The following is a 24,741-nucleotide window of genomic DNA, read 5'->3' as shown; positions in this document are numbered from 1 at the left end:
TTTGACAGCGATTCCACAGCCTTTTACTACTCAAGCTATCTGTATGGCAGGTTACCAAATATAGCTAATGTTTCAGTAAATTAGGACTTACGCATTGACAAAATAACCAAATAGTGCATTGATAAAGAGGGAACATCTACGTGCCAGGTATCGGACAATCAGAAAAATAACTAAAACCTCGACAGCGCGATGCAATAAGGAGCTATACACCTTATTTTTACTCTCAGAACTCAAGTTTGGGGGGTGCAGTAGGCACTTCAGAGATATTGGGAGACGTTTCCGATGATAGTATTAATCGCTTTTTGGTGAGAGAGATATGAACCGTCAGATTTATTTTCGATAATAGAAAAGTTTATCAACTTAGAAGGAGGTATATTAAGTGTTGACGATACAGTCATATAAAAGCTGTATAGTGAACCAAAACATACAGAATTAATTAGCTATTTTTGGTCAGGTAAATACCATAAGCCGATCAGAGGATTAAACTCGATCGCGCTATATTATAGTGACATCTATGGTAATTCAGTGCCAATCAATTACAGAATTTACGATAAAAGAGAGGGAAAAACCAAAAACGATTATTTTAGATAAATGGTGAGGGAAATCACAGAATGGGGAGTACAACCAAGAATAGTAACGGGAGATATAGCCTTTCTCAAAAAGATGAGGTATAACTGACAGCTTATATAACCGCTTAAACCAAGAGGGCCCAAGCCCAACAACGTCCGCGAATCTTTGTGAGAACCGCTATAGTTGGTATTCAGGAGTAGAAAACTTAAAGTTTCTAAGAAACCAGAAACTGTTTTTTTATTCGGAATTTAAAAAAACAGAACCGTCTCTAATGAGCCGCACAAGTATTGCCAGGTAAGTAATTTAGAGATAGCAGATGAAGGATTAATAACTCATTTGAAAGAATTTGGATTTATAAAATTGTTTAGGAAAGACTTTAAAAAAGAAGACTCTAGACATTATATTTTATATCTGCCAGAACTGTCCAAGCTGCAAGAAACAAGTCGAAGTGAATTTATCACAATTCACGATATACATTGGGGCATTGAAACTTTTCATAGAGGACTCAAACAAGTATGTGGAATTTGTCGGTTCATGGTGAGAGACACCTCTGCGATCAAAACTCACATATAGCGGTTATCAGAAAGATGAGGTATGTTGTTGGGATGCGAGCCCTATACGTCTAAGCGGTTATACCAGCTCTCAGACGTACCTCATCTTTTTGAGAAAGGCTATATTTTGCTCACTTCACGCATTTATCAAATTGGAGTTGATGCGCTCTAAAAAGATAATTAGCAATTGGTATGAAGTCCAAAGGAATCTGTTCACTTTAGTTGTCCGTGAGCATATTTTGGCGAACCTTAGCAGTGATGGCATTATCTAGAATACATAGGGCTTGCTGAATAAGCCTAAAACCCTTAGCTCAAAAGACTTTGACTCGCGATCGGCGCTGAAAATGTGTAATACCATTTTTTTAAAGTTATGCTAGAGTTACCTTCCAAGTAAAGGAGAACATTAAAATGTCTGGGCGTCCTCATATAAAGATTACCGAATCTATAGAAGTATTGCTAGAGATTCGGAAAAAACAAAAAAGAATTTTAGCATATAATAAAGTTCAAATGCTTTATTTGTTTCAGTCAAGACAAGTAGAAACAGTCCGAGAAGTATCGTCATTTTTGGGTAAAAGTGAAACCACAATTCATCGCTGGCTCTTTCAATATAAAGAGGGTGGCATAGAAAACTTGTTAAAAAATCGGCAGATTTTTGGTAGACCCAAAAAAAAATCGGTTGAAGTAGCTGCTGCATTACAACAAGAATTGAGAGACCCCGAAGGATTTTCCAGTTAGTTATAAAGAATTTCATCTCTGGCTATGGTCGATCAAAGAGATACCTAGTAGTTATCAAGCTGTATACTCCTTGGTTAAAGGGGAGTTGAAAAGTAAATTAAAAATCCCAAGGCCCCGGAGTAGTGAACAAAATTTAACTGCAATCAATGAATTCAAGAATAGCCTGTCTCAAAAAATCAAAGCCTTGCTGAATAAAGCTCCTGGCCAAGTAAAGAAATACAAAAGATTTCTGTTTTGGTGTAGTGACGAAACTCGATTAGGACTACATACAATTCAGAGACGAAGAATAACAATACGGGGTGTAAAACCCGTAGGAAAACATCAATGGAAAAGAGAATGTTTCTGGCTTTACGGAGCAGTATCCCCATCTACTGGACGAAGTTTTTTTTGGGAGTTTTCCCATTTAGATAAAGTTTGTTTTCAAGCATATTTGGAACAATTGTCGCTTGAATATCCCGATGAATTGCATATAGCCTTTCTCAAAAAGATGAGGTATGGCTGACAGCTTACATAACCGCTGAAATCAAGAGGGCTCTCTTCCCAACAACGTCCGCGAATCTTTGTGAAAACCGCTATATCATTCAAGTCGATAATGCTCCGGGTCATCTTTTAAGCACATTTGAATTGCCAGACAATATTATTTTACTATTTCAGCCTCCTCATTGTTCTGAAGTAAATCCAACAGAAAGAGTGTGGGAATACATCAAAGAATTTTAAGCGAAAGTTAGTTTTTAGTGATCTTGACAAACTCCGCGTAAAAGTTCAGGAAATCTTAGCATCTTTAACGAATCATGTCATTGGTTTTCTCACAGGATGGTCTTTGATTTTACATTATTTATCTCTAGTACATCTTTAAAAAAAAATCGTATTACGCGACAAAAAAGCAGGATATCTAAGCACTTGAATCACATCTGAAAGCTTATCGGGAAGGTTTTATTAAACATATTGACACTTATTACAGCGACCCTGTAGAGCCGGAACCGCAGGTTAGTGAAGCTGTTTTAAGGGAGGGATATGTCATTATTTAATGTCCACTAAAACAGGCGCTCTGGGTTCGTAGTGAGGATTTCAGTCCGCATAAATTCAGAGGACTGAAGTCCTCACTACGAACCTATGCTGATTAACTTAAATAAGGTAGGTTTACTACTTCTCCGGCAATTTCTCCTAGCTGCACTTTCAGTCCTTCGCCTCCGGCTTTGGTGCGGATGTAAGCAAGTCCAAAATAGCCGGATTCGGTTTTGACAAAACTGGTGAGTTTGCCGACTTTTTCTTCTCCAATTGTGATGACTGTTCCGGGTTCAACGGGGCCGCTCAATTGCACGCCCCAAAGTTCCTGTTTGACTCCTTGGTAGGTGTTCAACCGGGCAATTGTTTCTTGGCCGATGTAGCAGCCTTTGTCATAGGTAATTGTGTGTAAAAGGCGCGCTTCTAGGGGGTTGTAATCGTCTGTGAGTTCAAAATCGGGTGCGGGGCGTCCTTGTTCGATTCTCAGTTGTTCCCAAATTCGATCGCCCATTGGTACGGCCCCAGCTTTAACTAACTCAGTCCACAAGCGGGCTGCGTCGCTGGCTGGCGCAATTAACGTGTATCCAGGAGTTGCTAAACCGCTACCAACCGCAACTCGAACTTCTATACCTGCAAATTCGATTGATTTGTGAGTAGCGTAGGATTGATTGTCTAGTTCGGTAACTCCGAGTTTTTCTAGTAGTTGAGTGCTTTCGGGGCCGAGGAGACTGAAAGCAACGGTTGTATCGGTTATATCTGTTAATTCTACGCGATCCATTGGGAAAATATAGCGATCGAGCAATTCGAGCAATTGGTGGCGGCGGTTAGCTGAAACTAGCAATATTACGGCATCTTCTGTAGCATAGGCTGTCGCGAGGTCGATCGTCCGTGCGGTGGATGTGACGAACACGGTGTCGCAACCTTGACCGGGTTTGAGTATGTTAAAGTTATTGGTACTTTGATTGTGCAAGAACCGCAGGCGATCGCTATCGGAGATTTGAATGCGTCCCCAGTGAGTGCGATCGCACAAAGCCACACCTTTTTTAGTTGCTGCGATGGCGGCAGCGTCGTTACCAAAACTGATAGGGACTGTTTCTGTGGTTGCTAACTCTGCAAAAGTAGCGCCTGCTGCGGCTTGAATGTCGTGCAATTCTTGAATTAGCATAGGATTTGAGATTTGAGATTTAAGCTTTCAGCGTGTATTGAATTATTAATGCTTGGTTTTGAGTTTGCGATCGTACTCCGAGGCCGAGAAACCGGGTTTTTTACATAATCTTCTGCTGTAACGCGTTTTGTCATGAAAAAACCCGGTTTCTGACTACCCATGACAACTGTCAACTTACAACTAAGAGGGCTCTCCCGGGGGCACTGCCCCTACAACTGTCAACTGTCAACTGTCAACTGTCAACTGACTCAAATTAGCAAAAACTTCTTGTATTAATTGACTCGCTTTGGCATCAAGACGATTCCAGTCTACATCGCCAGTGTCCTCGTCTATTAAAAAAGTGTCAATTACAACTTCTTGGCTTTGCATTGGAGTGTGGGCTGGCTGGTAGTTGACAAAGCAGACTCGATAGCAAAGTTCCCAAATATCGACGGATCTGTGCTCGCCTTGATGCTCTAAAATTAGTTGATAGCCGGGAATCGGAACCTGTACTTCTTGATAAGTTCCTGTCCAGACTGACTCCTCTAGTTGTTTGCGGATGTTGTCTAGCACTCGGATCATCGCCGGCTGCATGAGAAGTTCAGCTTGTTTCCAGGCGATCGGGCTAGTTATTTTAGGCTTCATATATCTGACGATGTTAAAAAGGAAAATCAATCAATAGATTAATTTTCCAGCATTGAGTGCCTACTTGTGGGACATCCGCCACAAAATGTTAAGTTTGGTCGATCGCACATCTTGCACCATTCCCAATAAGTTTTTTAACAACAGGCTGTCCGGCCTGTTCCACAACAGATTTAATTTCTTGTGGAATAGGCATCTTGCCTGTTCCTAAGGAAAGGCCCAGAGCCAATGGTTTAAAAATTCAAGGCTTTGGTAATAGCTTTTCAATTGGATATGGGCGATGTAGGATTTGAACCTACGGCATCCTGCGTGTAAAGCAGGCGCTCTACCACTGAGCTAATCGCCCAATTGCGCTTACAGGGACTTATCATATCACAGTATCCCAGAAAGATCAACTAAAAAAATCATAAACTTTTAATGCCCTCTGGCCGCACGCACGATCGAATCACCCTATGGTGTTTGCCCCTGGTGGCAGGCGTCACCTTTGGCCATACTCAAAACAGCAACCTGACTTTGCTCGTTTCCGGCAGCTTCCTAGTCGGCGGACTGATGTTTGGCCCGGATTTAGATATTTACTCCTGTCAGTACCAGCGCTGGGGATGGTTCAAATTTATTTGGCTGCCCTACCAAAAAAGCCTGCGCCACCGCTCTTTTTTGTCCCACGGGCCTCTGATCGGCACAGCTTTGCGAATCTTGTACCTCGCTACCTGGATCGCCGTTATAGGAGTCTTGGGATTGACGATCGCCGAAAAAATTGGCAACTTAGCCGGAAATTGGCAGGAAGCGGTTTTGGGTTACGGTCGATCGCTCTTGGAACACTATATCGAATTTATAGCCATCTACGTCGGTCTGGAATTGGGCGCGATGAGCCACTATCTCAGCGATTGGGGCGGTTCGGCTTACAAACAGTTCAAAAAGAAAGGATTGAGCGGGTTACACCCTCCTAAGACTATTAAGAGGCGCAAAAGCAAATCTCCCCGCCGCACGTCTAGCAAATCTAAGAGGTGAACAAGTAAATCCACCTAATAAAATGTAAAATATCGCTCGCGATCGAGCTGGCTGTCTATGTATTCCTTCTTCCCTCTTCCTTCTTCCCTCTTCCTTCTTCCTTCTTCCTTCTTCCTTCTTCCTTAGGAGTGACATCCGTGACATCCGTTACATCCGTTACAGAATCCGTTGCCGAACTTCCTTCTTCCTTCTACTTAAGGTAAATTCTCATGTCTAATTCCCACAGTCGATCGCTCGTAGCACTCGAAAACCTGATAGAAGTTGTAGCATCATTGCGATCGCCCGACGGCGGATGTCCTTGGGATTTAGCCCAAACTCCCGAAACTCTGATTCCGCATATCATCGAAGAAGCCTATGAAACCGCCGACGCGATTCGTAAAGGAGACAAAAGTGCGATCGTTGAAGAATTGGGCGACTTATTATTACAGGTAATTTTGCAAGCTCAAATTGCCAGCGAATCCGAACAATTTACCTTCGCCGAAGTCGCTGCGGGAATCACGGAAAAACTGATTCGGCGCCATCCCCACGTCTTCGGAGATGTAGAAATTAACAGTGTCGATGAAGTTAACGAAAACTGGGAAAAAATCAAAGCAGCAGAAAAGGGCATAACTGCGGAAAAGCCACCAACTTTAGCCTCAAAAATGAGCCGTTATGCTAGCACTTTGCCGCCAATTACTGCCGCTGCAAAAATCTCTCAAAAAGCTGCGGAGGTGAGTTTTGATTGGGACAGTGTAGACGGCGTTTGGGATAAGTTTCACGAGGAAATGGCGGAATTTGAACACGCTCTCAAACACGAGGATAAGGCCGCCCAGCAGTCGGAATTGGGAGATATTATGTTTGTGTTGGTTCAATTGGCTCGCTGGTACGACTTAGATCCGTCGGCTGCTTTGCAGGGAACGAACGATCGCTTCGTGCAGCGGTTTGCTAAAGTTGAGGCTGCGTGCGATCGACCTTTGTCGGATTATCCGCCCGAAGAGTTAGACACTTTGTGGCAAAAAGCTAAGGCTTTACTGGCCAAGCAAAAGAGCGATGATTAACATCAAATCCGTTAGTATCAGAACGATCGCTCTCTCTCTTTTCTCCTCCTCTGCGCCCTCTGCGCTCTCTGCGGTTAAAAACTCCAAATCTAACTAATTTGGTTTAATAAGTTCAGATATCAACTACTCATAGAGCTTCGCATCGTTATACGGCGGATGTTCGCAGGCGATATAGAGAGCGTTTGTCGGTTCCAGGGGTTGACTTGTCACAGGATCGATCGGCTTTAGGACAAAGCATAACAGGGAGAGCGATCGCCAGTCTAGATTATCCAACTTCCCGCGTTCATAACGGTTGACTGTGGCTGCACTGAGACCCACATCTTTGGGTACGGGTTGATTTGTCGCGATGAACAGTGCCTCTTCGTATCCCCTGGTTTTGAACTGTGTTTCGCTAACAGACCAGCCTTTTGTCTGTCTTGCTGCTTTTAGCATCTTACCCAAACGCATCCGGCCCGTCTCCGTGAAGCGAACTGGACGCAACTCCTGCTCTTTGTCTGCCACAGCCTTGTTAGAGAGTTCTGACATTTTACGGCTAAACCTCAACGTTTGGTACAACCATCAGTCATCCCCTATTGCAAATAATCTAGTCATAGAGTTTGGCATTGTTGTACGGCGGATGTTCGCAAGCTATATAAAGGGCGTTTGTGGGTTCCAATGCTTCTCCTATTACCGGGTCGATCGGCTTTAGGACAAAGCATAACAGGGAGAGCGATCGCCAATCCAAACTTTCTAGCTTTCCCCGTTCGTAGCGACTGACAGTAGCATTACTAATGCCGACATCTTTTGGTACAGGCTCTCCTGCTGTCCGAAACAGAGCGGCCTCGTATTCTTTTGTGACCATTTCTGTTTCGATAATTGACCAGCCGCGAATCTCTCTAGCTGCTTTCAGAAGTTTGCCCAATCTATTGCGTCCCGTATCCGTGAATCGCACAGGGCGCAGTTTTTCCTGCTCGACGACAGCCTTAAAGTCAAGAAATCCCGGCATTTTGAAAGATCCAATTTAACTCTTAAGCTAGCTGTTGTGCTGCCTCGATCGAGGCAGCACACAGGATTTGAGCATTACACATTTAGAAACATTACTGCAACTTGTCTGCATTCGTGTAGAATGATATAATATAGGAATACACCAAATCACCCAAGTTCAGGAGTGACTCAGCCATGACTGCACTGTTTCGCCGCATCCAGCCCTCAAAAAAGCTCCGCATCACCGTCAGGTCGATCGCCAAATTCCTGAAAATAAGTCAAAATCTGATTAAGCGAGTCGAGTCCTGGGCTTATGTGGTGTTTGTCCACCATCACAAAGGCGGACAATTTATCTCGTACCGGAAGCTGGAAGAATGGCAAAATGCGATCGCCCATCAAATCCAAACCTGCCCCACACTTGGACAACTCTCGCAACTCAAAACATCTATTCAGTACGACAGTCGGAAATTCAAAAAACAATATCAATCAAAAACTCTTGACTTTTTAATTGAAATGTGCATAGAAAGACAAGACCTTTTAGAAATCTGGGAAAGTTCAAACTGCATTGCTTCATAGGAGAAATCAGGCAGATTTCCTAAATTTAAGAACCGCATCCGACGGTGAGAACGCTGTTAATTGCTCAACCCATTGCCTTCAATTCAGTCAACTGTCAACTGTCAACTGTCAACTGTCAATTGAAGCGAAACATTTGCGAGCAATTGCGAGATAAAATCACCCCAAAATCACCCGCGAATGCTCCGCCACATCCACAAAAGCGATCGCCTCTTCAATTAAGACATTGCTTGAGCGATATAATCAAAATAAGGAGCAGCTTCCCTAGCATCATCCTGATTGAGCAAAGCCAAAGAAGCTTCCTTCAAACAGCGAATAGCTTCAACCATGCCAGGAACAGGAACGCCCAGAGAATTGTACATTTCCCGAACGCCAATCAAACCGATGCTTTCGATCGGTTCCTTGTCACCGGCCAAGATACCGTAGGTAATCAGGCGCAAATACCAGCCGTAATCGCGCAGGCACAAAGCCCGTTCGCGCTGGCCGTAAGCATTGCCCCCTGGGGAGATAAAATCAGGGCGTTTTTTCCAAAGTTTTTTGCTAGCTTCTTCAACAATTTTTTTCTCACTGTCAGACAGCGCAGTAGCAATACGCACCCGCTGTTCTCCCGTCTTAAAAAAATCATTGATGCTTTGGAGTTCGCCGGTACTGGGATAACGAAGTTCGTCATCGGCTTGGAGAATAAATTGGCTAACTACGCTCATTGTTATTCAAAATTTGAGGATATTTGAGGAAAAGATTCATTGACATTCTCATCTGTTAAAGATGAGATTCTTGCTTTGGCGACTTACCTTGCTGCTAACATTAATCGATCTTAGAAGCAGGCGGTCAACCTCCGCAAGCGTTATGCTTAGTCACTAAGCCAGTTTCCTTGTGTCCCAAGGTACTCTGGGAAAAATTCAAAAACTGCGATCGAGAGTTTGGATGTCGGCAGACATTTAGACTGTTTCACGAGTTTTAGCCCATCAAGCCCCCATAGCATATCGCACAGGCTCGATCGAGGACAATGTTGTCTAACGCAAGCTTTGGCTGTAGCAGAAAGGGGTTCGGAAGCAGGAAGACTGCCTGCACTTGAGCTTGAGTGCGATGGCTTGCGCCTCGCTTCGCTACGACTCATCAGAAACAAGAGAGAGCGATATTGCATTACCATATTAAATCCTACCACGACTACTTGTGAGCAAATCTAAATTCCCCACCCGAAACTCGACGAAAGTGGCAAACCCTTGCCAGCAAGGTCAACTGATTGAGATAGAGATTACCGACTTGACAGACACCGGAGACGGAGTTGGTCGTTTTGGTGAGTTAGTGGTGTTTGTACCCGATACCGTCACGGGCGATCGCATCCTCGTGCGCCTCGTGCAAGTCAAATCCAGCTATGCTACAGGCAAGCTGGACACACTTCTGGAAGCCTCCGAACACCGCATCCGAGCCAACTGCATTGTCGCCGACAAGTGCGGTGGCTGTCAGTGGCAGCACGTAGATTATCAATACCAGCTTGCAGCCAAGCAAAATCAAATCATTCAAGCTTTAGAACGAATTGGCGGATTTAGCGATGTGCAAGTCGATGAAATCTTAACGGGAAAAATCGAAGGATTTCCCCAATTTTTGGGATACCGCAACAAAGCGACTTATCCGGTAGCAATTTCAGCTACTGGTCAAGTGCAAGCAGGTTACTATCAAAAAAGCACCCACAAATTAGTCAATCTAAATCAGTGTCCGGTGCAAGATCCGCGCCTCAATCCTTTGTTGAAAGAAGTCAAAGAAGATATTCACTGGCGGGATTGGCCAGTCTATGACGAAAAGAAACATACAGGAGAATTGCGTCATTTGTCCTTGCGAATCGGACGGCGCACAGGAGAAATGTTGCTAACTTTAATAGTTCGCACGGGAGAGTTGCCGGGAATTGAAGCACAAGCCGCTGAATGGCTGAAACAATATCCTCAACTTGTAGGTGTTTGTTTAAATGTGAATGCAGAGCAAACTAATGTAATTTTTGGTGCAGAAACTCGCTGCATTGCTGGCCAGTCTTATCTGCGAGAAAAGTTTGCAGGATTGAATTTTCAGCTAAGAGCAGATACTTTCTTCCAGGTAAACACAGAGGCTGCTGAGGCTTTGTTGCAGGTGATTGTCGGGGAGTTGAATTTGCACGGAAGCGAGGTTTTGGTTGACGCTTACTGCGGAATTGGGACTTTTACTTTACCGCTGGCAAAACAAGTCAAAATAGCGATCGGTTTAGAAGTGCAACCTGCGGCGATCGAGCAAGCCAAATTAAATGCTGAGTTAAATGATTTGAAAAATGTCGATTTTCAGGTGGGAACTGTAGAGAGTTTGCTGCCTGCTTTGGGATTGACACCGGATATTGTGCTGCTCGATCCGCCTAGGAAAGGGTGCGATCGCGCGGTGTTGGAAACAATCAAGGAAATCAAACCGAATCGCATTGTTTATGTTAGCTGCAAACCTGCGACTTTGGCTCGCGACTTGAAGATTTTGTGCGAAAATGGGGATTATAAGTTAGCGCGGGTGCAGCCGGCAGATTTCTTTCCTCAGACTTCTCATGTTGAGTGTGTGGCGTTTTTGGTGAAGCTATCCCCTGTATGATTCGGCGATTGACATCCTTGTCGCAAGTCAAACTCTCGTCCGCCGATATCGCGCTTAGCGCTGGCTGCGCCGATCTCGCGGACTAAGAGATCGAGGGTAATGTTTCACGGGGTGACAGACTTCGCATTTTACGCCGATCGAAAAGGTTAAAGAAGATTAATTATCTCGCAGTCCAGTTGCGTGCATCTGATTTTGCAGTGCCAGCATTAATTGCGATCGTCCAATCAGTAAGTTATATCATCTCCCCTCAATTACCATAACAATGAAAGTCCGCACTACGAACCGCAATCTGTATCGCTTCAGTTATTTAATTGCAATTCCTAAATTGACAAAAGATTCAAAATCCAACTGGGAACTCTTGGCACTCCCAAAACTCCTCACCTCCGACTGATGCGGACACAGCAAATTCAGATATATACTCTTAAGCGCAATGAACTAACAGATAGGTGACATGAGATACAAACTACTAGGTCACAGCGGACTTCGCGTTTCCGAAATCTGCCTCGGAACCATGACTTTTGGTGAAGAATGGGGTTGGGGCGGTTCCTACGACGAAAGCCGGAAGATGTTCGACGCCTTTGCAGAAGCGGGCGGCAATTTCATCGATACCGCGAATCTCTACACCAACGGTACCAGCGAAAAATATGTCGGTGACTTCATCGGGGGCGATCGCGAAAAATGGGTAGTTGCCACCAAATACAGTCTTAACATGAAAAATGGCGAAATCAACGGTTTCGGCAACCACCGCAAAAATATGGTGCAAGCAGTAGAAGCCAGTTTGAAGCGATTGCAAGTTGAATACATAGATTTGCTGTGGCTGCACGCTTGGGATTTTACGACACCCGTCGAAGAAGTAATGCGCGCCTTTGACGACTTGGTACGCGCCGGCAAAATTCTTTACATCGGCATTTCCGATACACCGGCTTGGATTATTTCTCAAGCAAATACGATCGCCAACCTGCGCGGCTGGACACCATTTATCGGCTTGCAAATCGAGTATTCTTTAAAAGAGCGAACTCCCGAACGCGATTTGCTCCCCATGGCAAAAGCCTTCGATATTGGCGTCACAGCTTGGAGCCCCCTAGCAGGCGGTTTGCTAACCGGAAAATACAACATTTCAGAAACCGCAGGCGAAGCTAAACGGCTTAATTCATCTGAATCTGGAAAAATTAGCGAACGAGACCTCAATATTGCGGCTGAAGTTAGTAAAATAGCAGCCAAAATTGGCAAACCTAGTTCTCAAGTAGCCCTGAATTGGTTGCGACAACAGTCAGTCGATGTGATTCCGATTGTTGGTTCCCGCAAACTCTCGCAACTTCAAGAAAATCTGGCTTGTTTGGAGTTTGAATTAACTGCCGAACAAATGCAGCAGCTAGACAAAGTAAGTGCCATTGAATTGGGTTTTCCCCACGATTTCTTAAAGAGTTCGATGGTGCAAGATTTTGCCTTTGGAGGGGGAATCGCCAAAATTGACAGCCGCCGACTTTCAGTTGACAGTTGACAGTTGACAGTTGACAGTTGACCAATTGAGGGCTACCTCTCCATAAAAGTCCGAGGATTGAAACAGTGAATAATTTTGTTTTATTTCCCTCTAGCTAGAAGGAGGAGGCTTTAAACCCATTCTTATTGGTAAATTTCCTGCTATCTTCTAGTCGCGGGTTTGCGTCGATATTTGGTGCGGGAATCGCAGATATCGGCAAACCCGCCCTTAGAGGGATGATTGAGATTTGTAGTCTGGGTGTCAGTTTAACCTCACATCTTGCACCAATCTCGTCACCTTGGTTTATTGTATCAGACTCGCGTAAAATCCTAGGTTTCTCGTCGCTGTTACCTGGTTTCTCTGGTATAGTTGAGAAGGGTACCAGATGTGGGTTGAACCCAAATACATAAACTGTCAATTGTTAATCTATCGGAAGTCATAAATGTCGGCAAAGCAATTGTATATGAAGATACAAATTTTGTAGGTGTGCGATCGCATAAGTTGAAAAAATGCGAAGTTTGTTAAAGCAAATAGCAACAAAAACTCGATGGCAAATTTTCTCTACTCTCCCAATAAAAACATAAAACTCCCTCAGTTTTAACACCTGTTTAAAAACACAATGCAACGGTAGGCAAGCTTCAAACCCTTAATTCATAAGTCATTCCCAATTATTCAATCTCAAACCTCAAATCTCAAATCTCAAATCCTAGAGCCCTGTACCTGCCAGTTAAGAGTCATTTTACAAGAGCGATCGCCATTTTAAACGCTTTTGAAAAGCGTGCAAGCTAGGCACAGCGCTCGAAGTCATCCTTCAGATAGAAGTAATCGCAGAAAAACTGAGTTAGATTTAACAACAATAGCAAGTCTAAGAATATTAACTTATCTCCAGTTTCACTTCTGAAAAAAGCAGATAAGCGTGTTTTTCCGCACCTAAGCAGTTGCTTTGTTTGAGCCAATAAATGCGGCGCTTGCTCGTCAACTAAAAATTCTCAGATTGATGCTTGCGAATTTCAGTAAGACACTGCTGAGAAGGATATTTTATTGACAAATTTTCACTAACCAATTTTCATTAACAAATTTTCATTGACAAATTCCAGAGGCTAATTATGTCCCCCCCAGAAAACTCAGCAAACAAAAATTATAGCAATAAAGGTCGAGCATGGGAGATCCGATTTACCTCGATAGATCCCGCAAAATCTCCCTCTCAATTCGCACCCTCACCCGCATTGCGCGCTAACTTATCAAAACCTGCTGCTTTAGATGCACCGGATTTAGTTTGCCTGTCTCATTTGCGGTGGAATTTCGTCTATCAGCGCCCGCAACATCTCTTGGGCCGCTGTGCCAAAAATCGCCGCGTATTTTTTGTAGAAGAACCTGTTTTTAGCTCGGCTACAGATTGGCGGCTTGATGTCAGCATTCACGAAACCGGAGTCTGGATAATAGTACCGCACCTGAGCGAAGGAATCAGCGAAGAAACTGCACAAACTGCTCAGCAAGCCATGCTTGATGATTTGTTTCAAGCAGCCGAAATTAGCCAGTACATCCTCTGGTATTACACACCAATGGCTGTCAGTTTCACAAACCACTTAAAGCCGCTAGCTGTAGTCTACGACTGCATGGATGAACTGTCAGCATTTCACGGCGCGCACCCGGATTTAAAAGCAAATGAAATCCAATTATTAAAGCGGGCAAACGTCGTATTTACAGGCGGGCACAGCCTCTACGAAGCAAAACAGCAGCAGCATCCAAACATTCATGCTTTCCCCAGCAGCATCGAAAAAGAACATTTTGCTATAGCGAGAAATCTTTCAGAAGAACCGACCGATCAAAAAGATATTCCTCACCCGCGTTTGGGATTTTTTGGGGTTATAGACGAACGCATGGATATCGAACTGCTGCGCGGCATTGCCGAAGCGAAGCCGGACTGGCATCTAGTCATAATTGGCCCGGTGGTGAAAATCGACCCGGCTACTCTCCCAACTCACCCAAACATACACTATCTCGGCGGCAAATCTTATCAAGAACTGCCAGCGTATCTGGGCGGATGGGATATAGCAATGCTGCCTTTTGCGATTAACGAATCGACTAAATTTATTAGTCCGACGAAAACTCCCGAATACCTCGCTGCCGGCAAACCGGTGATTTCTACTCCGATCCGCGACGTGGTGCGCCCCTACGGAGATAACGGCTTGGTTCGGATTGCGAGCAATGTTGCAGAATTCGTTGCTGCTGCTGAAGAAATCATGGGCGAAACTTCGGAAGCTCGGGCCAAGTGGGTGAGCGAAGTTGACGCCTTTTTAGCAGACAATTCTTGGGACAATACCTGGAGCGAAATGCTGGGGTTGATCGAAAGTGCGATCGAAAGTAAGAAGTCAGTTGGCAGTTGGCAGTTGGCAGTTGGCAGTTGACAGTTGATAGTTGGTAGTTTGGAGTTGCTACCAATAACTAATAACTAATAACTAATAACTAATAACTAATAACTAATAACTAATAACCATTCCCCATTACCAGAGGTGTTTTAATGTTTGACTATTTAATTGTCGGAGCCGGATTTGCAGGTAGCGTTATTGCCGAAAGACTAGCAACTCAGGCGGGAAAAACAGTCTTGATAATTGATACCCGCAACCACATAGGCGGCAACGCATACGACCATTACGACAATCACGGCATCCTCGTACACAAATACGGCCCCCACATTTTTCACACCAATTCGCGCCAAGTTTTCGAGTACCTTTCGCAGTTCACCGAGTGGCGGCCTTACGAACACCGCGTCCTTGCCAGTGTTGACGGTCAACTGCTGCCAATTCCGATAAATCTCAACACCGTCAACAAACTTTACGGACTGAATCTGACATCATTTGAAGTTGAAGATTTTTTCGCGAAGGTAGCGGAACCAAAGGATTACATTCGCACTTCCGAAGATGTTGTTGTCAGCAAAGTCGGCCGCGAACTTTACGAGAAATTCTTCCGCAACTACACTCGCAAACAGTGGGGAATGGATCCGTCGGAACTCGACAAATCAGTGATTGCGCGCGTGCCCACCCGCACTAACCGGGACGACAGGTATTTTACCGATACCTATCAAGCAATGCCACTCCACGGCTACACTCGGATGTTTGAAAAGATGCTGTCTCACCCAAACATCAAGGTGATGCTGAATACCGACTACCGCGAGATTGAGGGTTTTATTCCTTACGGGGAAATGATTTACACCGGGCCGGTGGATTCCTATTTCAATTATTGCTATGGAAAACTGCCTTACCGTTCCTTGGAATTCAAGCACGAGACGCTGAACGTACCCGTACACCAAGCTGCACCGGTGGTAAATTACCCGAACGAGCATTTATATACTCGCTGCACGGAGTTTAAATACCTCACCGGACAAGAGCATTCAAAAACGAGCATTGTCTACGAATATCCCCAAGCTGAGGGAGACCCTTACTACCCGGTTCCGCGTCCGGAAAATGCGGAAATTTACAAGAAATATAAGGCTTTGGCTGATGCGACTCCCGGAGTTTCTTTTGTGGGAAGGCTGGCGACTTACAGGTATTACAACATGGATCAAGTTGTCGCTCAAGCTTTGACAACTTATACTCAAATTACGACAAATCCGGTGATTGAATTGGCGGCAAATCTTAACGATGCTGCCTCTAATTTGAGTTCGTCGAACCCAGTTGCTGAACTCCCAGCCGCTGCTTCTCTAGAAGTTGCTGCGGTCAACGGCAATGGCAAATCTGCTAGCAAGTATAACAGTCCCAAATGAGTCTTCAACAGTTGACAGTTGACAGTTGACAGTTGACAGTTGACAGTTTGAGAGCGAACTCTACCCTTAAGTCCGAGGATTGGGGTAATGAATCGTCTGATTTTAATTTCTTGCGATCGGGCTTGGGGCTTTCAACTAATTTTTTTCTGGTAAAAATGTAAGGTGCGCGCTCCGCACTTTACTCTGCTTTTCTCAAAAGTTATTAAACAATTCAAACAAGGGTTAAGGTGAACATGAGCACTATCGTTAAAACTGTTTTGTCTCATCAGGTTTTGGAAGGTTCTCAATTTCCTCAGTTTCAGAAAGAAATAGAGCGCCTAATTGAAAGGGGTGGCAAAATTCTGATGCTCGATTTCTCAAATATCATTTTCCTTAAAAATTCGGAATTAATGGCTGTAGTGGCGATTATGAAATTAGTTAGAGACAGCGGATGTATACTTTTGATATCTGCCATGAGCGAACAAGTTAGAATGCTATTTGAACTCACGGGACTAGAACAGATATTTCAGTGTTTGCCACCTCCGGAAGAAGTTCCTTTCACAGGTGACCTAACTGAACCTTTAGAAGGTTTGCAAAGTGTTGCTAACTAGGAGAGAGTGGGAGTATTTCTAGGGTACATCGAAGCCAGACAATCCCTATGGCATTTTTCAGATATAGCCTTTCTCAAAAAGATGAGGTATGGCTGACAGCTTACATAACCGCTTAAATCAAGAGGGCTCTCTTCCCAACAACGTCCGCTAATCTTTGTGAGAACCGCTATAGATGAGGCACGCTTATGATAATTGGTAATTGGTGAGGGGCTTCTGGGCTTTTAAACCTGAAGCTTTTTTATAATTGCCGATTTTCTTTTAAATTGATTACTTGAAAAACAGGCATATAGCCTTTCTCAGATAGATGAGGTATGACTGTAAATGGAGTTGGGCGTTGCTGATTTACGGTATGAAAGGCTAAATAGGTCTGTCATAGAAACCAGTATCCACAAAGGTTTTGGATTTTAAACTTATTTTTTTCATACCATGATTAAGCAACGCCTGGAGTTGTTAGGTGCATATCTTGCTATACAACAAATTCAAAGAGGGCTGAAGCCCAACAACATACCTCATCTTTTTGAGAAAGGCTATACCTTATCTTTTTGATCGAGGCTATAATTGTGGGATTTTTTGGTACGAACTATTCAAGAAATCAGGTGCGTCGCTACTCGAAAAGTCGATTTTTTTTAGGGATTTTTAACGGATCCGCACCCTACGACTTAATAATTTGTTCGCTTAAGGTTCAGTTTGTTTGATTTAAAGTTCAGGCTGTTTGAAGTGAAAATTTTTAATTATTGAGGGATAAATTAGATTGCAAAAAACTTGTCAAAGTCGCGGGAATAGTCGCTAACCTATACATATAACTTCGGGTAGATGTGCCGATGAGTTGGTTAGGTAGAGAACTAGAAAATTGTGATATAGAAGAGTCTTCCACTCTAGACAATAAGGTGACTGTTCAAGGGCGGAAAACAGGTTATCCGCGCCCCCAATTGCGCCGCAGCAACTGGATTTGTCTGAACGGTAAGTGGAGGTTTGCTTATGATGACGCGGGACGCTGCGTGCAGCCGATCGACATTACGGACTGGAGTCACACTATAGAAGTGCCGTTTGCTCCAGAATCAATCAAAAGCGGGATCGGCGACACAAATTTTCACGCTAACTGTTGGTACGATCGCGAATTTGACGTGCCCCACACAGAAAGCAGAGTTCTCCTCCACTTCGGCGCCGTAGACTACCGCGCCCGCGTCTGGGTAAACGGTCAGTTTGTCATCGAACACGAAGGCGGGCACACTCCTTTCACGGCAGACATTACAGCAGTTTTAAACCCCGCGGGGCCGCAGCGAATTACCGTCTGGGCCCAGGACGACCCGCAAGATTTGGCAAAACCGCGGGGGAAGCAAGATTGGCAAGTTGAACCGCACAGCATTTGGTATCCGCGCACAACTGGCATTTGGCAGACGGTGTGGGTAGAATTGGTGCCTCATACTTATATCGATCGCATCCGCTGGACTCCGCAGTTTGAACGCTGGGAAATCGGTTTTGAGGCGTTTGTGGCGGGCGATCGCCAATCTGGGATTCAAATTAAGGTTAAACTGTCGATCGGCTGCTTACTGCTAGTCAACGACACCTACGAAGTCATCAACAGCGAAATCCACCGGCGCATCGCCCTCTCAGACCCTGGTATCGACGACTACCGCAACGAACTGCTGTGGAGTCCCGAAAAACCGACATTAATTAACGCTCAAGTGGAGTTGTGGGCGGACGGCAAATTGCTCGACGAGGTAAAATCTTATACCGCCATGCGGACTGTCAGCATTCAGCGCGATCGCTTCATTCTGAACGGCCGCCCCTACTACCTGAGACTGGTGCTCGACCAAGGTTACTGGCCCGATACCCTGATGACGGCGCCTTCGGACGAAGCCTTGCGCCGCGATGTCGAATTAGTCAAAGCAATGGGTTTCAACGGCGTCCGCAAACACCAGAAAATCGAAGATCCGCGCTTTTTGTACTGGGCCGACGTGCTGGGGCTGTTAGTTTGGGAAGAAATGCCCAGCGCCTACCGCTTCACTCCCAAGGCCGTTGACAGGTTGACGCGGGAGTGGACGGAAGCGATCGATCGCGACTCCAGCCATCCCTGTATCGTAGTCTGGGTGCCCTTCAACGAATCTTGGGGAGTTCCCAATTTAGTCGAAGCGCCCGCCCACCGCAACTACGTACAAGCCCTATATTTTTTGACCAAAACCCTCGATCCGACTCGCCCCGTCATCGGTAACGACGGCTGGGAAAGCACAGATACCGACATCCTCGCCATTCACGACTACGACAACAACCCGCAAACTGTAGCCAAGCGCTACGGGCCCGAAGTCCAGCTAGTCGATTTGTTCGATCGCGGGCGTCCCGGCGGGCGAGTCCTCACCCTCGACGGACACCCCCACCAAGGACAGCCCGTGATGCTGACAGAGTTCGGCGGCATCGCCTGCGCCGGCCGCGAAAACCCAGATTTTCAGAGGGTTTGGGGCTACGTGCGCGCCTCCGACACCTCTGAATTGCGACACCGCTACAGCGCGCTGCTGAAAGTGGTAAACCAAGTGGAAATGTTCAGCGGATTTTGCTATACACAGTTGACCGATACTTTCCAAGAAGCTAACGGTTTGCTGTATGCCGATCGCACTCCTAAATTTCCCATAGAGGCGATCGCGGCGGCAACTCTCGGCTGGGATATTCCGGAAGAAAGTGCACAGCAAACTGCAACTCAGTGCTAAATGGGCATCGGGCAATCAGGTTTGTAGTAAGGACTTCAGTCCTTTCTTAGATTAAGGACTAAAGTCCTTACTACAAACCTGATAGACTGCTTACAAAAATTCCGTTTGTAGTAAGGACTTTAGTCCTTTCTTACAGATATTTAAGGACTAAAGTCCTTACTACAAACCTTAATGCCCCATTACCCATTCGATTGATGTTTCAAAGTTTTTTCATGGGCGGTTTTGAATGTTCCACCCACAAATTGCGATCGGGAAAACGCCTCGATGTCACAGCCGCCACCGGCCACGATAAATTTGCAGCAGCCGACTACCAACGCTTGCAAGAACAGGGCATTTACACAGTCCGCGAAGGCCTCCGCTGGCATTTGATAGAACAGACTCCCGGAAAATACGATTTTTCCAGTTCCCTACCAATTATCCGCGCCGCCCGCGACACCAAAATGCAGGTAATTTGGGATTTGTTTCACTACGGCTGGCCCGAAGATATTGATATTTTCAGTCCTGAATTCGTGACCAGATTTGCAGATATGGTGCGCGCTTTTATGGAAGTGCTGACTGAGGAAACAGACCAAACACCTTTCGTGACACCTGTCAATGAAATTTCATTTATTGCTTGGGCTGGCGGCGATGTTGCTTATATCAATCCGTTTGCAAAAGGGCGGGGAGACGAACTGAAAATTCAGTTGATCAAAGCAGCGATCGCAGCGATAGAATCAGTTTGGGAAGTCAATCCCAGCACGCGCATCGTGCAAATCGACCCGGTAATTAACATTATTGCCGACCCCGACAAACCGGAGGATAAAGACGCGGCGGAAGGTTATCGTTTATCTCAATATCAAGCTTGGGATATGTTGGCGGGACGCTTTCGCCCCGAACTCGGCGGCCAGGAAAAGTATCTCGATATTATTGGGGTGAATTATTACGATCGCAATCAGTGGATTCACAATGAAGAACCGATGAAATACACCGATCCGCTGTACCGCCCGTTTCGCGAAATGCTGCGAGAAGTGTTCGATCGCTACGGCCGCCCCTTATTCATCGCAGAAACGGGCACTGAAGACGATTTTAGACCTGTCTGGTTTAATTATGTGTGCACTGAGGTAGCGGCGGCGCTGAAAGCAGGAGTTCCGATCGAGGGAATCTGCTTGTATCCGATCGTCAACCATCCGGGTTGGGATGATGACAGGCACTGCTACAATGGTCTGTGGGATTATTGCGATGAAAAGGGCGATCGGGAAATTTACCAGCCTTTGGCGGATGAATTGCAGTTTCAAAGGCAGCAGATTGAACCGTTGATGAAGTTGCAGGATTGACAATCTGGGCGATCGGCGATTTAAAAATAGGCGATTTCAATCGGCGATTGAAATCGCTTCTATACAAACGAAGTCCGCCTTCGCGGACTAAGAGATTGAGGGGGTATTTAAGCCGGATTTGGGATTAGATATAAAGGGGCGATCGCTCTTCTATTTTCGAGGGGGAGAGAAGGGCGATCGCAATTGCCAGCAAAACACGCCGATTATTTACCAGCCTGAACTTACGCAACTGGCCCAATTAGTAGGGTGCGTCAGTTGAGAAAACTCAAAGTTTTCGTAAAAAATTCAAGACTGACGCACCCTACAAGCTACTAGCAAGCATGAACAACATCGATCGAATTAGCTTTCAAATCCAAGGGAACATAAAAGATAATTTCTATAACCCTCCCGAAGACGAATTAGATGAATATTCTGAGTTTGAAATGAATTTAAAACGTTTTTTTTTGAACACAATCGTTATGTTATCATACAATTAGCTGGCAAAAAGATAGAACTACATTTATATCATGACATTCTTGATGCTTTTGAGGAACAATGGTGCTGGCAGATTTTAGAACTATCTGCTGGAAGGAAAGCGAGTATAACTTTTAACGATTTTCTATTAAAAATCGCACCAATCCTTAATAAAAATTTGGCAGATTGTGAATTTACAATTCTTGGGACAGGGGAATATAATTCCTGCACTTTGGATTTATCGCAGCTTTTAGATACAATGCATATTTTTGTTAATGAAATTCTTGGTAGTGCAGTAAAAGAAGGTTATATTAATGCCGAAGATATTGCTAAGCATTTAGGATGGCAACTAAATAGTGTTTCTTGATGTGTCTGTTTTTATTTCAAACTATCGACTTCGATCCGCTCGATCGGTGTATGTGCCAGTTGGGGGTGAAGAATGTGGGTTTTAAGATAATTTGCGACTTTAGGTAGGGGCGGATTCTCACAGCACGAAGTTATACTCCTAACATCTATTAAAAGCGATCGCCCGCCCGACAAAAATGCACTCCCAAACATTGCGAAAACCCGACGGCCGCCCACTGACACTCTACAGCCGCTACCCAATCCCAGAAGGTATCGCGGCCGTAAGTCCCAGCAATGAACCCGTACAAGCAAACCCGCACTTTCGCTGGCATCCTTTGCGCGGGGAATGGGTAGCATATGCCAGCCACCGTCAGGGAAGAACATTCATGCCGCCGCCGGAATACAACCCGCTGGCTGCGACAATTAATCCCAAATTTCCGACTGAATTGCCGCCGGGAGATTACGATGTGGCAGTGTTTGACAACCGCTTTCCATCGATGACTTTGCAGGCAAAAAACGCACCTCCAAATATTGTCGAAACTCTGCCAGCTAAGGGCATTTGCGAAGTCGTTGTTTTCACTCAAGATCCGCAGGCTTCCCTCGGTTCTTTGGAGTTAAATCATTTGGAATTGTTGTTAGAAGTATGGGCAGATCGCACTTCTGTTATCGGCAGCAATCCCGAAATTCAATATGTCTTGCCTTTTGAAAATCGCGGCGTCGAAGTTGGAGTGACTTTGCACCATCCCCACGGTCAAATTTACGCTTATCCGTTCGTGCCTCCGGTGCCCGCGCGGATGTTAGAATGTCAGTCGGTTTACTATCAAAAAAACAGTTCCGGTTTGCTGCAAGATTTGATTCAAAAAGAGATTGCTGACAAACAGCGAATTCTTTATTTGGATGAAGAGGCGATCGCCTTTGTGCCCGCTTGCGCCCGCTACCCCTACGAAGTGTGGATTGCGCCCGTAACTCCTGCTGCCACATTCATCGATCTTACCGAAAAACAACGTCAATCCCTCGCTAAAGCCTTAAAAACAGTCACCCTCAAATACGACGGTTTGTGGCACCGCCCGTTTCCTTATTTGATGGCTTGGTTTCAAGGCCCGACAGACGGGAAACCGCATCCCGAAGCGCATTTGCACGCTCAATTTTATCCGCCCTATCGATCGAGCGATCGGCTAAAATATCTAGCAGGAACCGAACTCGCCGCCGGAATGTTTGCCAACGACGCATTACCCGAAGAAAAAGCCAAAGAATTGCAAGCCGTAGCCGTAAATCTATTTTAATAAAACAGGTTCGTAGTAAGGACTTTAGTCCTTTCTTCAGAGAGGACTGAAGTCCTCACTACGAACCTTTTAGAGAGGACTGAAGTCCTCACTACGAACCTTTTAGGAAGGACTGAAGTCCTCACTACGAACCTTTTAGGAAGGACTGAAGTCCTCACTACGAACCTTTAGGAAGGACTGAAGTCCTCACTACTAACCTTTATGATAAACTCATTAAACCCAGAAGTCGATCGCAAACTCGAATTTATCCGCCAAACCTTAACAGAAACCGGATCGAGTTCCCTGCGCTTGCGCGGGACGGACTGGTTTGCTTGGGCAACTGCGGGCGCTTCCAACACAGTATTGCTAACCGCAGAAACTGGAGTTGCAGAAATATTAATTACCGCCGAAAACGCTTTTGTACTGACAGATGAAATCGAAGCCCAGCGCTTGCAAGACGAAGAAATTCCCAACAACTTTCAAATGCACATCTATCCTTGGGCGGATGTTGCACAGCGCGAGAGTTTTGTCAGAGAGATCGCTGGTGGCGGTAACGTGATGTGCGATCGACCAAATGCGGAAGAAAGGGCGATCGTCCCATCCTTAAAATCCCGCAAACAGACAATGATGTCAAGCGAATTAGAGCGCTACCGGCGAGTCGGGCGTTTAGCCAGCGAAGCGATGACAGAGGTACTTTCTGCCGCTAAACCTGAATGGACAGAATATCAGCTAGCGGGTGCCGGTGCAGAAGCTTTGTGGGCGAGAGGTTTGCATCCAGCCCTGACGTTAGTTGCTGGAGAAAGGCGTTTGCCGCTGTACCGCCACGCCACCGCTACCGCCGAACAAATCGGGAAGCAAGCAATGCTAGTATTTTGCGCTAGAGGCAACGGTTTGTATGCGAATTTAACCAGGTTTGTCTGTTTCGATTTCCTGGAACCAAAGGATGATGAATTGCACCAAACAGTCAGAGAAATTGAAGCCGCCGCGCTGAATTTTTGCCTGCCAGGAGTATCGCTGAATGCTGTTTATTATGCGCTGAAAACAGCTTACGAAAAGCACGGATATCCTCAAGCAATTCGGGAACACCATCAAGGCGGAACTACTGGATATTTGGCGCGAGAAGTGGTGGCGAATCCGGCTACTTCAGATGTTTTATCAGAAAATATGGTTGTGGCTTGGAATCCGAGTTTGTCGGGAGCAAAAATTGAGGATACGTTTGTAATTGGTAGCGATGGAACTTTGGAAAATTTGACTTTCGATCGCAATTGGCCGAGTGTAGAAGTAGAGGGAAGGTTGCGCCCGTTGCCACTGGAAATATAGCTGAAGGAAGAAGGAAGAAGGAAGAAGTAAGAAGTAAGAAGATAAATGCAATTCGCGCAATGATTGCAGCAATTAATCGGTTGTAAAAACCGAGAATGTTTCTATATCTGTAAACCCGCCCGGAATGTTTTTTTTAAACTCTCAATACAGGCCTTTCGGGATTTTCGGGATTGGGAACTAGACGCTGATTCTTGCAATCTACTAGCAAATCTAAAGTTTCTAACACGGTTTGACCGATTAGCACGATATCCCCTAAAACCATTGCCGCCTCGATCGTCTCGCGCCCTTCCATTTCAATAATCACAGGCCCACTCAATCCCACTGTTTCTTGTCTGCCATCAGCATACTTTGCTATTTCCTGACTCCGAATTCTTAAGCCGAGGTGTTCGCAAACTTCTACAGGAATTGCTGTGCGTACTGCACCAGTATTTATCACTGCTTCTGCTTCGGCAACGCGCACAAGATTCGGTTTGAGCAATCCTCGATTAACCAAGCCTTCATCAATTGCATTCGTAAGCTTGACTTTGACTCGAACTGCAACCTTATTTTTATTAATCTGAATTCGATCGCAATTTATCATAAAAATTGCCTCTTTTTTCGTCTCCAAAGTCTACCTTTAATTTTAGCTTTAAATTCGTGCAGCCACAAGTTAGAACCTGTGGCTGCAACCGCACCCCAAATATAGCC

Annotated in this window: 20 protein-coding genes, 1 tRNA gene and 2 pseudogenes; 16 read left to right on the top strand and 7 right to left on the bottom strand. The window is 45.2% G+C overall.

What is annotated here, in order from left to right; all coding sequences use genetic code 11:
* Positions 1-166 precede the first annotated feature (166 nt).
* The 3 genes and pseudogenes from QZW82_RS01565 to QZW82_RS01555 all read left to right on the top strand — a co-directional run.
* A pseudogene (locus tag QZW82_RS01565) lies at positions 167-675 on the top strand (IS701 family transposase); the annotation flags it as partial.
* 76 nt (positions 676-751) lie between these two features.
* A pseudogene (locus QZW82_RS01560) lies at positions 752-1,140 on the top strand (transposase); the annotation flags it as partial.
* 389 nt (positions 1,141-1,529) lie between these two features.
* On the top strand, positions 1,530-1,856 hold the full coding sequence (locus QZW82_RS01555; protein ID WP_293143477.1) for a helix-turn-helix domain-containing protein: 327 nt from the start codon (positions 1,530-1,532) through the stop codon (positions 1,854-1,856).
* 1,120 nt (positions 1,857-2,976) lie between these two features.
* Here the strand turns inward: QZW82_RS01555 and QZW82_RS01550 are convergent.
* From QZW82_RS01550 to QZW82_RS01540, 3 genes are all read right to left on the bottom strand, one after another.
* Positions 2,977-4,026: a folate-binding protein gene (locus QZW82_RS01550; protein WP_293143474.1), complete on the bottom strand. Its 1,050-nt coding sequence runs from the start codon at positions 4,024-4,026 to the stop codon at positions 2,977-2,979.
* Between the two features lie 225 nt (positions 4,027-4,251).
* Entirely contained in the window at positions 4,252-4,650 is a 399-nt protein-coding gene (locus QZW82_RS01545; RefSeq protein ID WP_293143471.1) for a hypothetical protein, read from the bottom strand.
* Positions 4,651-4,921: 271 nt separating this feature from the next.
* Positions 4,922-4,993: transfer RNA gene (locus tag QZW82_RS01540), tRNA-Val, on the bottom strand.
* 71 nt (positions 4,994-5,064) lie between these two features.
* Between QZW82_RS01540 and QZW82_RS01535 the strand changes: the two genes are divergently transcribed.
* Positions 5,065-5,655: a metal-binding protein gene (locus QZW82_RS01535; protein WP_293143470.1), complete on the top strand. Its 591-nt coding sequence runs from the start codon at positions 5,065-5,067 to the stop codon at positions 5,653-5,655.
* A 209-nt stretch (positions 5,656-5,864) separates the two neighbouring features.
* Positions 5,865-6,692, top strand: a complete 828-nt coding sequence (gene mazG / locus QZW82_RS01530) for a nucleoside triphosphate pyrophosphohydrolase (protein ID WP_293143469.1) — start codon at positions 5,865-5,867, stop codon at positions 6,690-6,692.
* Between the two features lie 123 nt (positions 6,693-6,815).
* On the opposite strand, the gene QZW82_RS01525 is transcribed toward mazG, so the two are convergent.
* Both QZW82_RS01525 and QZW82_RS01520 read right to left on the bottom strand, forming a co-directional pair.
* Entirely contained in the window at positions 6,816-7,217 is a 402-nt protein-coding gene (locus tag QZW82_RS01525) for a helix-turn-helix transcriptional regulator (protein WP_293143466.1), read from the bottom strand.
* A 58-nt stretch (positions 7,218-7,275) separates the two neighbouring features.
* A complete protein-coding gene (locus QZW82_RS01520; protein WP_293143464.1) occupies positions 7,276-7,677 on the bottom strand; it encodes a helix-turn-helix transcriptional regulator in 402 nt (133 codons plus the stop codon).
* A 173-nt stretch (positions 7,678-7,850) separates the two neighbouring features.
* Here QZW82_RS01520 and QZW82_RS01515 point away from each other — a divergent pair, with 173 nt between their 5' ends.
* Positions 7,851-8,231, top strand: a complete 381-nt coding sequence (locus QZW82_RS01515) for a hypothetical protein (protein ID WP_293143461.1) — start codon at positions 7,851-7,853, stop codon at positions 8,229-8,231.
* A 215-nt stretch (positions 8,232-8,446) separates the two neighbouring features.
* Here the strand turns inward: QZW82_RS01515 and apcD are convergent, their stop codons facing one another.
* Positions 8,447-8,932: an allophycocyanin subunit alpha-B gene (apcD, locus tag QZW82_RS01510; RefSeq protein ID WP_293143458.1), complete on the bottom strand. Its 486-nt coding sequence runs from the start codon at positions 8,930-8,932 to the stop codon at positions 8,447-8,449.
* Between the two features lie 469 nt (positions 8,933-9,401).
* Here apcD and rlmD point away from each other — a divergent pair, with 469 nt between their 5' ends.
* The 10 genes from rlmD (at position 9,402) to QZW82_RS01460 (ending at position 24,054) form a co-directional block, all read left to right on the top strand.
* The gene (gene rlmD, locus QZW82_RS01505) at positions 9,402-10,826 is read left to right on the top strand and encodes a 23S rRNA (uracil(1939)-C(5))-methyltransferase RlmD (RefSeq protein ID WP_293143451.1); all 1,425 of its coding nucleotides are present in this window, start codon (positions 9,402-9,404) and stop codon (positions 10,824-10,826) included.
* Between the two features lie 451 nt (positions 10,827-11,277).
* Entirely contained in the window at positions 11,278-12,327 is a 1,050-nt protein-coding gene (locus QZW82_RS01500) for an aldo/keto reductase (RefSeq protein ID WP_293143448.1), read from the top strand.
* Positions 12,328-13,412: 1,085 nt separating this feature from the next.
* On the top strand, positions 13,413-14,714 hold the full coding sequence (locus QZW82_RS01495; protein ID WP_293143445.1) for a glycosyltransferase family 1 protein: 1,302 nt from the start codon (positions 13,413-13,415) through the stop codon (positions 14,712-14,714).
* A gap of 113 nt (positions 14,715-14,827) precedes the next feature.
* Complete coding sequence (gene glf, locus QZW82_RS01490) at positions 14,828-16,069, top strand: UDP-galactopyranose mutase (protein ID WP_293143442.1); 1,242 nt, start codon at positions 14,828-14,830, stop codon at positions 16,067-16,069.
* A gap of 233 nt (positions 16,070-16,302) precedes the next feature.
* Positions 16,303-16,659: an STAS domain-containing protein gene (locus QZW82_RS01485; RefSeq protein ID WP_293143439.1), complete on the top strand. Its 357-nt coding sequence runs from the start codon at positions 16,303-16,305 to the stop codon at positions 16,657-16,659.
* 821 nt (positions 16,660-17,480) lie between these two features.
* The gene (locus QZW82_RS01480) at positions 17,481-19,361 is read left to right on the top strand and encodes a glycoside hydrolase family 2 TIM barrel-domain containing protein (RefSeq protein WP_293143436.1); all 1,881 of its coding nucleotides are present in this window, start codon (positions 17,481-17,483) and stop codon (positions 19,359-19,361) included.
* Between the two features lie 194 nt (positions 19,362-19,555).
* Positions 19,556-20,674, top strand: a complete 1,119-nt coding sequence (locus QZW82_RS01475; protein WP_293143433.1) for a beta-glucosidase — start codon at positions 19,556-19,558, stop codon at positions 20,672-20,674.
* A 631-nt stretch (positions 20,675-21,305) separates the two neighbouring features.
* Positions 21,306-21,494, top strand: coding sequence for a hypothetical protein (locus tag QZW82_RS01470; protein ID WP_293143430.1), 189 nt, complete (start codon positions 21,306-21,308; stop codon positions 21,492-21,494).
* A gap of 175 nt (positions 21,495-21,669) precedes the next feature.
* On the top strand, positions 21,670-22,755 hold the full coding sequence (gene galT, locus QZW82_RS01465) for a galactose-1-phosphate uridylyltransferase (protein WP_293143427.1): 1,086 nt from the start codon (positions 21,670-21,672) through the stop codon (positions 22,753-22,755).
* A gap of 201 nt (positions 22,756-22,956) precedes the next feature.
* Positions 22,957-24,054 carry a M24 family metallopeptidase gene (locus QZW82_RS01460; RefSeq protein ID WP_293143425.1) on the top strand — a complete coding sequence of 366 codons (1,098 nt, stop codon included), beginning with the start codon at positions 22,957-22,959 and terminating at the stop codon, positions 24,052-24,054.
* A 133-nt stretch (positions 24,055-24,187) separates the two neighbouring features.
* Here QZW82_RS01460 and QZW82_RS01455 read toward each other — a convergent pair whose 3' ends face one another.
* Positions 24,188-24,634, bottom strand: coding sequence for a clan AA aspartic protease (locus tag QZW82_RS01455; protein ID WP_293143422.1), 447 nt, complete (start codon positions 24,632-24,634; stop codon positions 24,188-24,190).
* Positions 24,635-24,741: the final 107 nt, after the last annotated feature.

This window comes from Microcoleus sp. bin48.metabat.b7b8b9.023, assembly GCF_013299185.1.
In the GTDB taxonomy this organism is placed as follows: Bacteria; Cyanobacteriota; Cyanobacteriia; order Cyanobacteriales; family Microcoleaceae; genus Microcoleus.
Note: the sequence above shows the minus strand (reverse complement) of the source record. Positions and strands in the feature narration are given on the sequence as shown.

Excerpts from the sequence above, each read along its gene's own strand:
- QZW82_RS01555 (WP_293143477.1), top strand. The coding sequence starts at position 1,530 with ATGTCTGGGCGTCCTCATATAAAGATTACCGAATCTATAGAAGTATTG.
- QZW82_RS01550 (WP_293143474.1), bottom strand. The coding sequence starts at position 4,026 with ATGCTAATTCAAGAATTGCACGACATTCAAGCCGCAGCAGGCGCTACT.
- QZW82_RS01545 (WP_293143471.1), bottom strand. The coding sequence starts at position 4,650 with ATGAAGCCTAAAATAACTAGCCCGATCGCCTGGAAACAAGCTGAACTT.
- QZW82_RS01535 (WP_293143470.1), top strand. The coding sequence starts at position 5,065 with ATGCCCTCTGGCCGCACGCACGATCGAATCACCCTATGGTGTTTGCCC.
- mazG (WP_293143469.1), top strand. The coding sequence starts at position 5,865 with ATGTCTAATTCCCACAGTCGATCGCTCGTAGCACTCGAAAACCTGATA.
- QZW82_RS01525 (WP_293143466.1), bottom strand. The coding sequence starts at position 7,217 with ATGTCAGAACTCTCTAACAAGGCTGTGGCAGACAAAGAGCAGGAGTTG.
- QZW82_RS01520 (WP_293143464.1), bottom strand. The coding sequence starts at position 7,677 with ATGCCGGGATTTCTTGACTTTAAGGCTGTCGTCGAGCAGGAAAAACTG.
- QZW82_RS01515 (WP_293143461.1), top strand. The coding sequence starts at position 7,851 with ATGACTGCACTGTTTCGCCGCATCCAGCCCTCAAAAAAGCTCCGCATC.
- apcD (WP_293143458.1), bottom strand. The coding sequence starts at position 8,932 with ATGAGCGTAGTTAGCCAATTTATTCTCCAAGCCGATGACGAACTTCGT.
- QZW82_RS01500 (WP_293143448.1), top strand. The coding sequence starts at position 11,278 with ATGAGATACAAACTACTAGGTCACAGCGGACTTCGCGTTTCCGAAATC.
- QZW82_RS01495 (WP_293143445.1), top strand. The coding sequence starts at position 13,413 with ATGTCCCCCCCAGAAAACTCAGCAAACAAAAATTATAGCAATAAAGGT.
- glf (WP_293143442.1), top strand. The coding sequence starts at position 14,828 with ATGTTTGACTATTTAATTGTCGGAGCCGGATTTGCAGGTAGCGTTATT.
- QZW82_RS01485 (WP_293143439.1), top strand. The coding sequence starts at position 16,303 with ATGAGCACTATCGTTAAAACTGTTTTGTCTCATCAGGTTTTGGAAGGT.
- QZW82_RS01480 (WP_293143436.1), top strand. The coding sequence starts at position 17,481 with ATGAGTTGGTTAGGTAGAGAACTAGAAAATTGTGATATAGAAGAGTCT.
- QZW82_RS01475 (WP_293143433.1), top strand. The coding sequence starts at position 19,556 with ATGTTTCAAAGTTTTTTCATGGGCGGTTTTGAATGTTCCACCCACAAA.
- galT (WP_293143427.1), top strand. The coding sequence starts at position 21,670 with ATGCACTCCCAAACATTGCGAAAACCCGACGGCCGCCCACTGACACTC.
- QZW82_RS01460 (WP_293143425.1), top strand. The coding sequence starts at position 22,957 with ATGATAAACTCATTAAACCCAGAAGTCGATCGCAAACTCGAATTTATC.
- QZW82_RS01455 (WP_293143422.1), bottom strand. The coding sequence starts at position 24,634 with ATGATAAATTGCGATCGAATTCAGATTAATAAAAATAAGGTTGCAGTT.